General features: G+C 36.5%; 13 protein-coding genes. 3 read left to right on the forward strand and 10 right to left on the reverse strand.

What is annotated here, in order from left to right:
* Positions 1–219: 219 nt before the first annotated feature.
* Positions 220–1,218 carry a YhdH/YhfP family quinone oxidoreductase gene (locus tag ABYT26_RS10825; protein WP_372753736.1) on the reverse strand — a complete coding sequence of 333 codons (999 nt, stop codon included), beginning with the start codon at positions 1,216–1,218 and terminating at the stop codon, positions 220–222.
* 137 nt (positions 1,219–1,355) lie between these two features.
* Here ABYT26_RS10825 and ABYT26_RS10830 point away from each other — a divergent pair, with 137 nt between their 5' ends.
* Positions 1,356–1,670 carry a winged helix-turn-helix transcriptional regulator gene (locus ABYT26_RS10830; protein ID WP_372753738.1) on the forward strand — a complete coding sequence of 105 codons (315 nt, stop codon included), beginning with the start codon at positions 1,356–1,358 and terminating at the stop codon, positions 1,668–1,670.
* A gap of 46 nt (positions 1,671–1,716) precedes the next feature.
* Here ABYT26_RS10830 and pepT read toward each other — a convergent pair whose 3' ends face one another.
* The 3 genes from pepT to proS form a co-directional block, all read right to left on the reverse strand.
* Positions 1,717–2,943: a peptidase T gene (pepT, locus tag ABYT26_RS10835; protein ID WP_372753740.1), complete on the reverse strand. Its 1,227-nt coding sequence runs from the start codon at positions 2,941–2,943 to the stop codon at positions 1,717–1,719.
* Positions 2,944–3,077: 134 nt separating this feature from the next.
* Positions 3,078–3,761 (reverse strand): hypothetical protein, encoded by a 684-nt coding sequence (locus tag ABYT26_RS10840; protein WP_372753742.1) that lies wholly within the window; start codon positions 3,759–3,761, stop codon positions 3,078–3,080.
* A gap of 92 nt (positions 3,762–3,853) precedes the next feature.
* A complete protein-coding gene (gene proS, locus ABYT26_RS10845) occupies positions 3,854–5,329 on the reverse strand; it encodes a proline--tRNA ligase (RefSeq protein WP_372753744.1) in 1,476 nt (491 codons plus the stop codon).
* Between the two features lie 101 nt (positions 5,330–5,430).
* Here proS and ABYT26_RS10850 point away from each other — a divergent pair, with 101 nt between their 5' ends.
* Both ABYT26_RS10850 and ABYT26_RS10855 read left to right on the forward strand, forming a co-directional pair.
* Positions 5,431–6,801, forward strand: coding sequence for a hypothetical protein (locus ABYT26_RS10850; RefSeq protein WP_372753746.1), 1,371 nt, complete (start codon positions 5,431–5,433; stop codon positions 6,799–6,801).
* 172 nt (positions 6,802–6,973) lie between these two features.
* Complete coding sequence (locus tag ABYT26_RS10855; RefSeq protein ID WP_372753748.1) at positions 6,974–8,437, forward strand: OmpP1/FadL family transporter; 1,464 nt, start codon at positions 6,974–6,976, stop codon at positions 8,435–8,437.
* A gap of 113 nt (positions 8,438–8,550) precedes the next feature.
* Here the strand turns inward: ABYT26_RS10855 and ABYT26_RS10860 are convergent, their stop codons facing one another.
* From ABYT26_RS10860 to ABYT26_RS10885, 6 genes are all read right to left on the reverse strand, one after another.
* Positions 8,551–9,825 carry a sulfate adenylyltransferase subunit 1 gene (locus ABYT26_RS10860; protein ID WP_372753750.1) on the reverse strand — a complete coding sequence of 425 codons (1,275 nt, stop codon included), beginning with the start codon at positions 9,823–9,825 and terminating at the stop codon, positions 8,551–8,553.
* 108 nt (positions 9,826–9,933) lie between these two features.
* Entirely contained in the window at positions 9,934–10,839 is a 906-nt protein-coding gene (cysD, locus tag ABYT26_RS10865) for a sulfate adenylyltransferase subunit CysD (RefSeq protein ID WP_372753752.1), read from the reverse strand.
* 60 nt (positions 10,840–10,899) lie between these two features.
* Complete coding sequence (gene cysC, locus ABYT26_RS10870) at positions 10,900–11,526, reverse strand: adenylyl-sulfate kinase (protein WP_372753754.1); 627 nt, start codon at positions 11,524–11,526, stop codon at positions 10,900–10,902.
* A 175-nt stretch (positions 11,527–11,701) separates the two neighbouring features.
* Positions 11,702–12,541, reverse strand: a complete 840-nt coding sequence (locus ABYT26_RS10875; RefSeq protein WP_372753756.1) for an enoyl-ACP reductase — start codon at positions 12,539–12,541, stop codon at positions 11,702–11,704.
* Positions 12,542–12,658: 117 nt separating this feature from the next.
* Complete coding sequence (recN, locus tag ABYT26_RS10880) at positions 12,659–14,314, reverse strand: DNA repair protein RecN (protein WP_372753758.1); 1,656 nt, start codon at positions 14,312–14,314, stop codon at positions 12,659–12,661.
* A 64-nt stretch (positions 14,315–14,378) separates the two neighbouring features.
* Positions 14,379–15,272: a DUF4835 family protein gene (locus ABYT26_RS10885; RefSeq protein ID WP_372753760.1), complete on the reverse strand. Its 894-nt coding sequence runs from the start codon at positions 15,270–15,272 to the stop codon at positions 14,379–14,381.
* Positions 15,273–15,283: the final 11 nt, after the last annotated feature.

The raw sequence follows: 15,283 nt of genomic DNA on the forward strand, positions 1-15,283 counted from the left end.
AGATGTATCAGATATATGTAATGTGATCCTTTTGCGCATGCAACAAATTTAGGGAAAAGATACAAGCAATTCCTTCTCCTAAGGAAGATATGTACATTTATAAAACAGATCAGCAAAAATTCATCATCCAGGATCTGTTCATAAAAGAACAAGTAATTAGTTGATACAACAAAAAGCAGCACAACTGCAACCTTTCTCGTTCTATTTTAAGCAATCGTTCTATATTTTCACAATCACTCTACCTCGACTTTTCTTGGCCAACATCAAATCGATATATTGATCCAAGTCTTCCAATGAAGATTCTATTACCTGTTCCTTATTCTTGTAAACGTTCCATTCTGCTGCCAATTTATCCCAAACTTTCTGACGCAATTCCATAGGACAGTTTTGAGAATCGATACCGATCAAACTAATTCCATTTAAAATAAAAGGATAAACACTCATAGGTAAATCTCCCGATCCAACATTTCCACAACAAGTTACATTTCCCATTGGTTTGCAAGCTTTTAAAAGCGTATGCAAAGTATTTCCACCAATCACATCAATGGCTCCTGCCCACAATGGACGCAGCAAGGGTCTTCCCGATTGATCATCTGTAATATCAGCAGAAATACGACTTGAAGCACCCATCTCGTGCAATTCTTCTTCTCCACCAGTACTCTCATAAGTCGCTGCAATTAGCTCAAAACCCAAACTCGATAGAATGCTAATGGCAATACTACCTACACCTCCTAAAGCACCTGTTACAACTACCGGTCCCATTTTTGGTGTTTGCCCTGCAGCCAACAAACGATACACAGATAAAGCTGCTGTAAATCCAGCGGTACCATAAATCATTGCTTGTTTAAAATCTAATTCTTTAGGCATAGCAACTACCCACGCTTCGGGCACACGAATGTATTCTGCAAAACCACCATCGGTGTTCATGCCCAAATCATAACTAGTCACAATAACTTCATCGCCCACCTTGTATCTTTCACTTGTTGAATATTCTACTATTCCTGCGGCATCGATACCTGGTGTGTGTGGATAATTTCGAGTTACTCCTTTATTTCCTGTAACCGAAAGCGCATCCTTAAAATTTAAGGACGAATACTTCACCTTAATGAGCACATCTCCAGCAGGAAGATCCTCTAGTTTTAGTCTTTCAATCCTTCGAATGAATTTTCCCTCTTCTTCGTAAATACGAAGTGCTTTAAATTCTGCTTTGCGATCCATATCTTATTTTAATTTAATTCTTATCTTGCCACAAAGCTACAAGCATTTTAATTATAAATCAATAACTTACACTTTACACAGCAACTAACATTTTGTTCTGATTTGCTGATTATCAACGACTAAAAACTTTTGTAATTTTGAAAAAAGGAGATTGCCCAATTGATACATTCATCAACCATGTGAAAGGAAAGCGAAAAGCAACCATTATTTTGCATTTGATGCAAGGAACCAAGCGCTATAACGAACTAGTAAAACTTTTACCTGATATCAGCGACCGAATGCTCAGTAAAAACTTAAAAGAATTGGAAGAAGATGCTCTAATCAACCGCAAAGTTTACCCTGAAGTTCCACCAAAAGTAGAATATAGCCTAACTGATTTAGGCAAAGAGATTCACCCAATTTTAAAAGCCATGTTTTTAGGTGGCAAGAGGTTTGAAAGTTTGTTGAAATAAAAAAGGCAACCTCATAGTTGCCTTTTTGTTCTGTATTGTACTTGAACTATCGTTTTGCTATTAACTCTACAATTTTCAGAATCACCTCTACTGATTTTTCCATGGATTCTACGGGAACATATTCAAATCTTCCGTGAAAATTGTGACCTCCTGCAAAAATATTCGGACAAGGAAGGCCCATATACGATAGACGACTTCCATCAGTTCCTCCACGAATAGGAATAATCATTGGCTCAACACCAACCTGTTTCATGGCTTCCTCAGCTATATCAACAATGTATTTTACTGGCTCTATTTTTTCGCGCATGTTAAAATACTGATCCGTTATTTCCAGGCTCACATTTCCTTCACCATATTTTTGACAAAACTTATCGCAAAGATTTTGCAGGAACTGCTTACGCATTTCGTAATTTTTCATATCAAAATCACGAACAATATACTGAAGTTCGGAATTTTCTACACTTCCTGACATTGCTATTAAATGATAAAATCCCTGATATCCTTCCGTTTTTTCTGGCACCTCATCCTTCGGCAAACGAGTCAGAAATTCATTGGCGATAAACATGGAGTTAATCATTTTATCTTTTGCCATTCCTGGATGAACATTGCGTCCTTTGAAGGAAATCTTAGCAAAAGCAGCATTAAAATTTTCATACTCCAACTCTCCTACTTCGCCACCATCTATGGTGTAGGCAAAATCAGCTCCAAACTTCTTCACATTAAAGAAATCCGCTCCTTTGCCAATTTCTTCATCTGGGGTAAATCCGATATGAACAGGACCATGCTTGATTTCTGGATGCTCAATTAAATATTCAACAGCAGTCATAATTTCAGCCACACCAGCTTTATCATCAGCTCCTAAAAGAGTTGTACCATCGGTAGTAATAATTGTTTGCCCTTTGTATTTCTTTAATTCAGGAAAATCAGCCACTTTCATAATAATGTCCTGATCTTTATTCAACACAATATCACCGCCATCATAATCCTCCCAAAATTGAGGTTTTACATGTTTACCGCTAAAATCCGGACTTGTATCCATATGAGAAACAAAACCTACGGTAGGAACTTTACGTTCTATATTTGATGGAAGAACAGCCATAATATAACCATTTTCATCTAGGCTTACATTTTCCAATCCCATTTCCTCCAACTCTCGAGTCAATTCCTGAGCTAAAATCATTTGTCCTGGTGTACTGGGTGTTAATCCAGTCTCTGTATCCGATTCGGTATCGAATTTTACGTATTTAATAAATTTTTCTATTACGGCACTCATATCTGATGATAATTTTTAATTAATGCATAAATAAAAACTTCACAAAACTAATTGTGAAAGCCTTTACAATATTAGTAAATATGATGATTGAAAATGAATAGGATTAAGCTTTTCTTAGTGTAATCCTCAATTATCTACACATCATCTGATTTAAATTGAAAACCTAATCGTTTGCCTGTTGGAATTCGTGAATTCTGAATTTTCTCAAATATCTGCGCTACCGACATGATTTTCACATTATCATAAGGAGGAACCAACAAATCAAAATTTAAGGAGTAGTTTATTGCCGTTTCCACAATGTTACGCAAATGAACCTCATCAGCAGTAGACTGAGACAAATCAGTTTGCAACAAGCCCAATTGTCTTTTTCCTTCAACAATGTAATGCTTTTCACGATTGATAAAAATACGTGCTACCAAATAGCCTAAATCATCGAGACGGGTGTATTTGAACGAATCCGCCAAAAAGTTGTAAATATTAATAACTCCCGAATATGCATTATCAGGATTTTGCTTCACGTAAGTTTGTGCCCATACATTATGATCTCTATCAAATTGAAACACATTAGTATGCAAACTAAAAACTAAGATATCTGCAGCTATTTTTATTTGAAATTCAAATTCACCTCTGTCTTGAAAATTCAATAAAATATCTTTTTGGGCAGCGCCCAATTCAAGATTGTACTCTTTAATTAGTTTTCGCACTACTAAACGTAAATCCTCGAATATTTCTTTTGTATTCTTACAGACTTCCTGTTTTAGTAAAGATTTATCTTTTAAAGTGGCCAGAATTGCAGATTTTGTGTTTAATATGTTCATAAAATTCAGGTTTGTATGATAAAGTAAATATACAAAAAAACAGCCATGGGAATCCCCATGGCTGTTTGAATTAAATGTATTTAACGTTTACATTAATACGATTTCGCAAAAACTACTCTCTGCTTCGAAGGTTTTCCTGTAATCATACAAACACCTTCTTCTCCGTCTCCCTCAAAAGGAATACAACGAATAGTAGCCTTGGTTTCAGTTTGAATTTTCTCTTCGGTTTCTGGAGTTCCATCCCAATGAGCAAGGAAAAATCCGGTTTTACTTTCCAAAAGTTCTTTGAACTCTTCGTATGTATCAACCTTTGTTGTTTTTTCTGCTCTAAAATCCAATGCCTTCTGGAAAATACTAGTTTGAATTTCTTCCATTAAGTTTTCAATCACATCCTCAACTCCATCAATGGAAACAGTTTCTTTGGTTAAGGTATCGCGACGAGCTAATTCGATGGTTCCATTTTCTAAATCGCGAGCCCCAATTGCCAAACGAACAGGTACACCCTTTAATTCGTATTGTGCAAATTTCCATCCTGGCTTGCGATTATCGCTATCGTCGAATTTAACAGAAATGCCTTTTTCTTTTAATTTTTCAACAATAGGATTCACTTTTTCCGTAATTTTCTCCAACTCTTCCGCTTTGCGATAAATTGGAACAATCACTACCTGAATAGGAGCTAATTTTGGAGGTAAGACCAAACCTTGATCATCAGAGTGAGCCATAATTAATGCACCCATTAAACGAGTTGAAACACCCCATGAAGTTGCCCAAACGTAATCCTCTTTACCTTCTTTATTGGTGAATTTCACATCAAAAGCTTTTGCAAAATTCTGACCTAAAAAATGAGATGTTCCTGCTTGCAATGCTTTTCCATCCTGCATTAAAGCCTCGATACAATAGGTATCTAATGCTCCTGCGAAACGTTCCGATTCTGTTTTATGTCCTTTCAATACTGGCACAGCCATCCATTTTTCAGCAAACTCACCATAAATATCAATCATTTGTTTGGTCTCAACCAATGCTTCCTCTTTGGTGGCGTGTGCTGTATGACCTTCCTGCCATAAAAATTCTGCAGTACGCAAGAACAAACGAGTACGCATTTCCCAACGCATAACATTTGCCCATTGGTTGCAAAGAATAGGAAGATCTCGGTAAGATTGAATCCAATTTTTATAAGTATTCCAGATAATGGTTTCGGAAGTAGGACGAATAATTAATTCCTCTTCTAATTTAGCATCCGGATCGACAATAACTCCTTTGCCATTGGGATCGTTTTTCAATCGGTAATGAGTTACCACTGCGCATTCTTTTGCAAAACCTTCTACGTGGTCTGCTTCCTTGCTCAAAAATGATTTTGGAATTAAAAGCGGAAAGTAAGCATTTTGATGACCTGTTTCTTTGAACATTTTGTCCAATTGCGCCTGTATTTTTTCCCAAATGGCATAGCCATAAGGTTTTATAATCATACATCCTCTTACTGCAGAATTTTCTGCTAAATCTGCCTTGATCACCAGATCATTATACCATTGCGAATAGTTTTCGCTTCTACTGGTTAAAACTTTTGCCATTATATGATGTTTTGGTATGGTATTTGCTACTTTTATGGTAGTTAAAATTCTTTACAAAAGTAAAAAATAATCTTAGATAATTCATTATTGGAGGACACACGATGAAAACCTATTTTAAAATTCTAGTAATTACAGCTCTCTTTGCTGCTGGATGCTCCCCTTCTTACATGGGATCAGCAGTTTACGAAGATGATTTGTACTACAACCCCAACGAGGCTCCTTTACTAGTTCAAAAAGTTGAAGCCTATTCCCCGGCTGCTACAAAGAGTAATACCCTAGCTCCAAGTGCAGCAACCGAACTATCAACAAAAACCGAGCCGGAAATTGGATCTGAAGCACTTGATGATCGCAATTTTGAAGCTTTACAACAAAAGTATACAAGCATCCTTAATGACGAATCGATTGAAAATGTAGATACCTTGATTTACGAAGGTGATTCGGGTTACTATTTAGGTGGATTTAATGGATCCGATCGTGATCAGGAAGAAGCGGAACGATTACGTGAAATGTATCCTCAGGGATTTGGCTATTACGACAATAGTGGTTACAATACTGCCATGTACTTAGCAGGAGATTCTGACTGGAATGTTTATGTGGATGGAAATTATGTGTGGTGGACTCCTAGCTGGAGCAATTATCCTTACTACACTAACTATAACTACTCAAGTATTCGTTACGGAAACCTATTTGCATACGGCTATTCCAACTATAATTCTTACTGGGGCATAAATTTTGGCTTCGGAAACAGCTGGTATTGGGATCTATACTACGGTTGGGGATATCCTTTCTATTACAGACACAATAATAGATATTACGGCTACTATGGACATCATCACCATTACAATAACAACGATCGTTTTAGACGAGACACATACTATGGCGATAGAAGATCCAATAGCTACAAAGCAGGAACTGCTGCAAACCCAGCCGTAACATCAACACGTAGATCGGCTATTTCGAGTACCAAAGCAGGAACTACAGCAAACAATACTACAACAAGAAGGAGCATATCTACCAGTGCTGATGATATCAGAAGAAGCAATGCTGCAGCTCGTTATAGCTCAAGCAATCAAAATAGCTACAGTACAAGAAGATCTGTTTTAAGTGGTAATTCTAGTAAAAGTTCAACTTATGGAACTTCTACCAGAAGAAGTTCTTCTCCAAGCTATAGCAAACCACAAAGTAGCACTCGACCTTCGTACAACCGTTCTTCGTATAGTGGAAGTTCAAACTATTCAAAATCGGCTACAAGATCGTCCTACTCTAAAGTTAGAAGTAGCTCGTCGAAACCTAGCTCAAGCTACCGATCAAGCTCTACCAGATCAAAATCAACTTCCACCAATAGTGGAGTAAGAAGATCTGTTAGCTCATCGAAAAGTAGCTCAAGTTCAGCAGTAAGATCAAGTAGAAGTTCCTCTTCATCTGGAAGCTCTTCAAGTAGTTCATCAAGCAGCTCAAGAAGAAGAAGATAATAAATAAATAATCACCGGAGTTTGATTTTCCCATCTCCGGTGATACCCTTTACCTAGCCAACTAATAATTAACAAAAGTGTTTTACCTGATCCATTATTATCCACTCTTTACATCCCAAAGAGCGATTGCAGTATCTATCAGCTTAAATGACACACTTAAAAAATACATTTTATGAAACGGTATACTTTTTTACTCATTCTATCCCTAATAGCAGGGGGTTCCTATTCTCAAAGTGTTGATAATGCACTAAAATATTCAAGTCAGGAATATACAGGAACGGCAAGATCAACAGCCATGGGTGGAGCATTTGGAGCCTTGGGAGGAGACTTTTCGAGTTTAAGTATAAATCCTGCAGGTATTGGTGTTTACCGAAGCTCTGAATTTACGTTCACTCCCTCTGTAGAATATACAAAAGCAGAAAATGGCGGTTATTCTGAAGATAAATACAGTTTCACAATGGGAAATGTTGGCTATGTAGCCAGCTTTATTCAAAAGATGGCTCCTGCAAAAGGATGGCAGAATTTCAACTTTGGAATAGGATACAATCGAGTAGCCAATTTCAACAGAGAAGGCTATGTATTTAACTTGAATTCTGAAACATCATTACTTGACAATTGGGCTTCATACGCATCAGGGACTGCTCCTGGCAGTCTTTACACTTTCGAAGAAAAACTGGCTTACGATACTTATCTTATCAACAATGATGATGAGAACAATTATGTTTCCGCCCTTTACGATGGCGATATCATGGATCAACAGAGACATATAACAGAAAAAGGGTACATTGGAGAATATGTTTTATCCTTTGGTGCTAACTATGCTCACCGATTGTATTTAGGAGCAACTATTGGCATTCAGGATTTGTATCATAAGACAACCAACTCTTATTCTGAGTATTCCCTTGTTGGCAACACAACTTCGCTGAATGAATTCACTTTTACAGAATACACTACAACATCAGGAGTTGGCGTAAACTTTAAACTTGGAGCTATTTATAAAGTCACCAATCAATTTAGAATTGGTGCAGCCATACACACTCCAACTTTTTATAATCTCGATGAAGACTATGATACGGCGATGAGTTCCCAATTTGACCCCAGTATTTCAGCGGCCTTCCCCGAAGATGGAAATGCATATCATTCCTACGAATCGGAATATGTATCGAGAGTGAATTATGATTATGAAACTCCTTTTAGAACCATTTTGAGTGCGGCCTATTTATTTGGTCACAAGGGAGTAATCAGCCTCGATTACGAGATGATTGACTACAGGAATGCAGAATTTGGATTTGATAATAGCGATTCAGATTACGAAATGACATTAAACAAAGCCATTTCAAACAGCTACCGTTCTTCTTCTAATTTAAGAATTGGTGCCGAGTACCGCATGACTCCCAATTTGAGTTTGCGTGGTGGTTTTGCCAGAATTGGTGATACATACAAAGGTGAAACTGATGAAGGCTACAATACCTATTCTGGCGGTTTTGGGTTGAAACAGAACAACTTCTTCTTTGATATGGCCTATCAATACAAAGAGTATAGTGAAGACTATGTACTTTACTCGGGAAGTAGCGATGTAGCTAGTCTAAATAGCACAAACCATCAGGTTAGAATGACTTTTGGCTTTAAATTTTAACACTACTACTATAATATCTAAAAAGAGATTGCTATTGTGGCAATCTCTTTTTTTTGCAAAAAAAAATGGCCAAAACAATTGCTTCAGCCATTCTGTAATTATTGGTTTGTATTTTATAAAATCATACCTGCCGCAACCGTTTCATTGGTTCCTTCATCAATTAAAATAAAACTACCTGTTAAACGATTCTTTTTGTAAGAATCGAAAAATAAAGGTTTCGCTGCTTTAAAAGATACACGTGCAATATCATTTAATCCTACAGAAGCCTCATCAGAAACTTCATCCAAGGTATTTACATTTACTTTGAATTTCACATCGCGGATCATACAACGAGTTTCGTTCGTAGTATGCTTAATGGTATACTTTCCGCGTGGCATCATTGGGCGTTCATTCATCCAGCAAAGCATGGCATCAAATTCCTGACTTACATTTGGTACATTGTTTGCATCCACAATCATATCTCCTCTTGAAATATCGATATCCTCACTCAATCGTAAAGTAACCGACTGTGGTGTAAATGCAACTTCCTGCTCACCATCAAAAGAATCAATAGCTTTAATGCTGGTTTCGATTCCAGAAGGTAATATTTTTACCCGATCGCCAGGCTTGAAAACGCCACTGGCAACTCTACCTGCATATCCTCTATAATCGTGAAACTCATCAGACTGAGGACGAATAACGTACTGAACAGGTAATCTTGAATCGCCATGATTACGATCGTCAACAATTGGCATATTTTCAAGCAAATTCAGCAATGGAGATCCTGAATACCAATCCATCCTAGTTGAAGAATCAACAACATTATCGCCTAACTTTGCCGAGATCGGAATAAAGCAAACATCTTTAATATTTAATTTATCAACGATCTGCTTTTGATAATCAGCCTTAATTTTATCGTAGGTTTCCTGTGAGTAGTCAACCAAATCCATTTTATTGATACACACAATAATATGTGGTATTTGCAATAAATTGGCAATGTAAGAATGACGTAAAGTTTGCTCAATAACGCCGTTACGTGCGTCAACCAAAATTAATGCAGCATTTGCTGTAGACGCACCTGTTACCATGTTTCGAGTATACTGAATATGGCCTGGGGTATCGGCAATAATAAATTTACGCTTTGGTGTTGCGAAATAACGGTAAGCAACATCAATGGTTATTCCCTGCTCGCGTTCGGCACGTAAACCATCGGTAAGTAAAGCCAGATCAACTTCCTCGTCACCTCTTTTTTTACTACTGATTTCAATAGCTTCCATTTGATCCTCAAAAATGGCTTTACTATCGTATAATAATCTTCCAATTAGGGTACTTTTACCATCATCAACACTACCAGCAGTAGTGAATCGCAAAAGTTCCATATCTAAATATCCTGCTGCGTTCTCTGACATATTTATTTAGCTTTTTACTAATAGCAAATAGCCATTAGTTGTAAGTTCAAAATTTTAAGGTGGCCAAATATCTGTACCACAAATCTGTTTTGCTTTTTGCCTGTATTTCTAGAAATAACCTTCTTTTTTACGATCTTCCATAGCCGCCTCTGATCTTTTATCATCAGCTCTGGTTCCACGTTCGGTTGTTCGGGTAGCGGCAACTTCTTCAATAATTTCTTCCAATGAATGAGCTCTAGACTCAACAGCTCCAGTACAAGTAGCATCGCCAATAGTACGAAATCTCACAATACGTTTCTCAATTTTCTCATCTGGACGCATAGGAATACAATCGCTTTTTGCTAAAAGTGTTCCATTACGTTGAAATACTTCACGTTCGTGAGAAAAGTATAGGTTTGGAATTTCAATATTTTCTAGATAGATGTATTGCCACACGTCCATTTCGGTCCAATTCGAAATTGGAAAAACTCTAAAATGTTCTCCCATATTTTTCTTTCCATTGAAAAGGTTCCATAATTCAGGACGTTGGTTTTTCGGATCCCACTGGCCGAACTCATCTCGGTGAGAGAAAAAACGCTCTTTTGCTCTGGCTTTTTCTTCATCGCGACGGCCACCACCCATTGCACAATCTACTTTCATATCCTCAATACCATCTAAAAGAGTTACAGTTTGCAACTTATTTCGACTGGCATTAATTCCTGTTTCCTCAACCACTTTTCCCTGATCAATAGAATCCTGAACGTAACGAACGATAATTCGAGTACCTGTTTTCTCCATCAACATATCTCTAAACTCGATGGTTTCAGGAAAATTATGTCCAGTATCAATATGCATCATCGCAAAAGGAACTTTTGCAGGAGCAAAAGCCTTACGAGCCAAGTGAAACATGATGATAGAATCTTTTCCTCCAGAAAATAACATAACTGGATTTTCAAATTGAGCAGCCACTTCACGAATCACGAAAATAGATTCAGCTTCCAGTTCTCTTAAATGATTAATATTGTATTCCTTCATTCGAAAATATTTTATTTGCGTTCTACTAGACCACCCCTCCGAATAGCCACACCGTAAAGTCTACTTGTTTTCAACTTTACTATCTTTTATTAACTTAGTTAAAATTGCATTTACCACCTTCTCCACCGATTCCTCTGGAGTCATTTCAGAAGTCTTAATTTCTAAAAATGGATTTTCTGGAGCTTCAAAAGGAGCATCGAGTCCGGTAAAGTTTTTTATTTCACCATTACGAGCTTTTTTATACAAACCTTTTACGTCTCTTTTCTCACATTCCTGATAGGATGCATTCACGTATACTTCCAAAAAATCTTCTTCCCCCACAATATTTTTAGCAAGATCCCTAATCTCGATGGTAGGACTTACAAAACAATTGATGGTAATAATTCCACAATTCAAAAACAATTTTGAAACCTCGGCAATTCTTCTGATATTTTCAGTTCGATCTTCATCAGAAAATCCTAAATTTTTATTAATTCCTGTACGGATATTGTCTCCATCCAGAATTTGAGTTAAATAGCCTCTCTTCTGAAGCTCCTTTTCAAGTCCAATTGCAATTGTAGTTTTTCCTGATCCAGAAAGACCTGTCATCCAAATAAGTTTTGAATTTTGATGTAAGAACTGCTCCTTATCTTCCCGTCCTAAAATCCGATCAAATACAGGATGAATATTTGTTGCTTTTGTGGTCATCAAGTTATTTTTGTTTTGATGTTTCTTGTTCTCCTTCTCAAATTTTGAAAAGTACGGGCAAAGGTACATATTATCAGTAGATTTTAAAAATCTACTGATTTCACAATTTACATTTTATCGCAAAAAAAATCCGGATTTTACAATCCGGATTCAAAAGATAATAATACTCTTTTTATTATTCTTTACAATCACAAGGATTAAAACTCTTATTATACTGACGCATAGCCCTATAACTCATACCCATACTTGAAAAACCACCATCGTGGAACAAGTTCTGCATGGTTACCTTACGGGTTAAGTCCGAGAACATAGTAATACAATAGTTCGCACACTCTGCCGCATCAGCATTTCCAAGAGGAGACATACGCTCTGAGAAATCAATCAAAGAATCGAAACCTTTTACACCACTACCTGCAGTTGTCATGGTTGGAGATTGAGAAATGGTATTGATACGCACTCTTTTTTCTCTTCCATAGATATATCCAAAACTTCGAGCGATTGATTCGAGCATAGATTTCGCATCGGCCATATCGTTGTATTCGTACATGGTTCTTTGTGCCGCTGCGTATGACAAGGCAACAACCGATCCCCATTCTGCCATAGCATCAAGCTTTTTAGCCGATTGCAATACTTTGTGAAAAGAGATTGCAGAAATATCTAATGTTTTCTTCAAATACTCATAATTTAATTCGTCGTAAGCAAGCCCTTTTCGAACATTTGGAGACATCCCAATTGAATGAAGTACGAAATCAATTTTTCCACCCAAAATTTCCATTGATTTGGTGAATAACTGTTCCAAATCTTCAGGACTGGTCGCATCAGCTGGAATTACATGAGCATTACATTTTTTAGCCAATTCATCAATTGTACCCATTCGGATAGAAACGGGAGTATTTGTTAATACAATTTCAGCACCTTCTTCCACCGCAAGTTCGGCTACTTTCCAAGCAATAGACATTTCGTTTAATGCTCCAAAAATAATCCCTCGTTTTCCTTTTAATAAATTATAAGACATACTTTGTAAATTTCATTTTTTCAGCCACAAAGATAGCCAAATAAATTAATATCAATCCTACACAGTAGTATTAATTAAGACTGAATAAATTCTTTATTTGTAAAATGTCAGAATTAACTAATTACCTAACAGCACTTTAGCATTCTCAAGTGCAGCCTGAGTAAGGTCAGCACCACTAAGCATTTTAGCTAACTCCTCAATACGACTTTTCTTATCGAGAAGTACAATATTCGAGTAGGTTTCAAGCTCATCATCTGCCTTGTAAACTTTGTAATGATTTTTTCCTTTTCCAGCTATCTGAGGTAGATGAGTAATACTAATTACTTGAATATTTTCTGCCATTTTATTCATCATACTCCCCATTTTGTCGGCAATTTCGCCCGATACTCCTGTATCTATTTCATCGAAAACAATAGATGGTAACGCAGTAGATGATGAAATTAAATACTTGATACTCAACATTAATCGAGACAGCTCACCTCCAGAAGCAACTTTCTGTACCTCTTCTAATTTTCCATTCTTATTGGCACTAAACAAAAAGCTCAAATAATCATGCCCTAAATACTGAAAATCTTCTCTAATACGAGTTTCGATTTTAAAATTCGCATTAGGTATTCCCAACTGAATCAATTGCGCCACAATGGTTTTTTCAATGGCAGGAATCACCTTAACTCTACTATTTGTAAGTTTCTCAGCCGATTTTCTTACAATACCTTCCTGCATTTTTAATTGCTTCTTCAAGCCGTCAATAAAATCATCTCCTAAGCTGATTTTTTCCACTTTTTGCTTCAATTCTTCTCGAATTTGAATCAATTCTTCGGCTGAATTCACATGATGCTTCTGCTGCAAGGCATAAATACCATCTAATTTTTGATTTAAAAACTCAATTCTGTTAGCATCAAATTCAATGGTTTCATTGCTTCGATCTAATTCCTGAGCCAGATCTTGCAACTCAATGTAGCTACTCTCTAATCTCTCGAAGAAACTAGCCGCATTGGGGTATACATTTTGGATTTGTATCATTGAGTTGATAGCCTCTTTCATCAGAGTAAGAATAGACGATTCCCCTTCAGAAAAATTCATGTATGTCTTGTATAAACCCGACTTGATTTCCTCGGCATGACTTAAGGTTTCCAATTCGGCTTCCATTTCTTTTTGTTCGCCTTCAACCAATTGAGCCTCGACTAATTGTTCCAACTGAAATTCAAAATAATCCAAATCTGCCTTTTCTTTGGCAGCCAATTCTTCCTGTTTTCTTAATTCTTGCTTTAACTTTTGAAATTGATCGTAATCGTTTTGATATTTTTTAAGGAGGTCGACATTTTTAGCATAAGTATCAACAATACCTACCTGATATTCAAAACTACCAACTACTATATTTTGATTCTGACTATGAACGTCAATCAAGCGAAGACCAAGTTCCTTTAGGATTTTAACACTTGTTGGTGAATCATTTACAAAAGCACGGCTTTTCCCATTGGGGAAAATTTCTCTCCTCAATATTGTTTCTTCTTCATAATCGAGTTCATTGTCTTGAAAAAATGCCTTCAAATTGTATTTTGAAATAGAAAATGAACATTCTATGATGCATTTTTGCTCCTTATCTTTTAATACGTTCATCTCGGCCCGTTGACCAAGCACTAAAGATAAAGCTCCTAAGAGAATAGATTTACCAGAACCCGTTTCTCCAGTTATCACGGAAAAACCATTCGAAAATTCAATGTCCAGCTTAGTAATTAAAGCATAATTCTGAATGGAAATAGATTGAATCATAAGAGTCTAAAAAATAATCGTATACACCTGATGAGATAAAATAATGAGATGGTATTGTTCGGCACTAGTCTAACATAGTATTGTATTTTGAAATATTAGCAGGATCAATTTCACTAACAATAGTATAAACACGTTTTTTTTCTTCGCTAAAAGATTCCGAAAAGATATTCACCAATTCTTCTGCTTTGGCATCAAAAAATACCTGAAGAATATAGGAACCTGGTTTGGAACGATAAGCAGTTTGAAGCAACTTTAGGCTTTCGGCTATTGTAGATCTAGATTCTGTTAATCGATCGGCCATATTATCCAAGCCTAAGCGGTGATATCGATACAAACATTCGCGAACCGAGCTATATGAACTATTCTGAAAATTCTCAATCAACCAATATCTATTTTTCTTACTTTCATAAGACTTCCATCCGCTTACGCTGGAATTCTGCATCTTATTTACAATGGCTTCTGCTTTCGAAAAATAAGGGCTTCCACCTTCCATTGAATAAGTGTCATAATCTAAACCAATAATCATGTATGCATAATAGGATAACAAAGCAGCTAAGCCTTCAGGAGTAGTGGCTTCATTATAGTCAATGGATTGATATTCTACATATTCAAATTGAATATCATCATCTTTAAAGTTCAATAAAACAGTATTGTAGGAAGAATTATATACAGGACGACTCACTTGAATTTGAGCAGACCCAGAGTACTCATTCGAAGAAACTTTAGAAGTTAGATTGATAATTATTGAGCATTCAATCCGCTCGTCGTAGGCATATACGTGATCGGTCCATCGAGTGGAATTCATAAACTCGTACACTGCACTTTGAAGTGTTCGGAACACTTGCTTATTTGTACCCTGAATTTGTTGACTCGAAATTTGCACATTACATTTCAACTCCTGAGAAAATAAGGAAATTGAAAAAATAGATGCAAAAAATAGTAGAAAGAGTTTTCGCATGGTTGACTTTC

Source organism: Labilibaculum sp. (genome assembly GCF_041595635.1).
GTDB lineage: Bacteria > Bacteroidota > Bacteroidia > Bacteroidales > Marinifilaceae > Labilibaculum.

Coding starts and splice junctions, on each gene's coding strand:
- ABYT26_RS10825 (WP_372753736.1), bottom strand. CDS start 1,218: ATGGATCGCAAAGCAGAATTTAAAGCACTTCGTATTTACGAAGAAGAG.
- pepT (WP_372753740.1), bottom strand. CDS start 2,943: ATGAGTGCCGTAATAGAAAAATTTATTAAATACGTAAAATTCGATACC.
- ABYT26_RS10840 (WP_372753742.1), bottom strand. CDS start 3,761: ATGAACATATTAAACACAAAATCTGCAATTCTGGCCACTTTAAAAGAT.
- proS (WP_372753744.1), bottom strand. CDS start 5,329: ATGGCAAAAGTTTTAACCAGTAGAAGCGAAAACTATTCGCAATGGTAT.
- ABYT26_RS10850 (WP_372753746.1), top strand. CDS start 5,431: ATGAAAACCTATTTTAAAATTCTAGTAATTACAGCTCTCTTTGCTGCT.
- ABYT26_RS10855 (WP_372753748.1), top strand. CDS start 6,974: ATGAAACGGTATACTTTTTTACTCATTCTATCCCTAATAGCAGGGGGT.
- ABYT26_RS10860 (WP_372753750.1), bottom strand. CDS start 9,825: ATGTCAGAGAACGCAGCAGGATATTTAGATATGGAACTTTTGCGATTC.
- cysD (WP_372753752.1), bottom strand. CDS start 10,839: ATGAAGGAATACAATATTAATCATTTAAGAGAACTGGAAGCTGAATCT.
- cysC (WP_372753754.1), bottom strand. CDS start 11,526: ATGACCACAAAAGCAACAAATATTCATCCTGTATTTGATCGGATTTTA.
- ABYT26_RS10875 (WP_372753756.1), bottom strand. CDS start 12,541: ATGTCTTATAATTTATTAAAAGGAAAACGAGGGATTATTTTTGGAGCA.
- recN (WP_372753758.1), bottom strand. CDS start 14,314: ATGATTCAATCTATTTCCATTCAGAATTATGCTTTAATTACTAAGCTG.
- ABYT26_RS10885 (WP_372753760.1), bottom strand. CDS start 15,272: ATGCGAAAACTCTTTCTACTATTTTTTGCATCTATTTTTTCAATTTCC.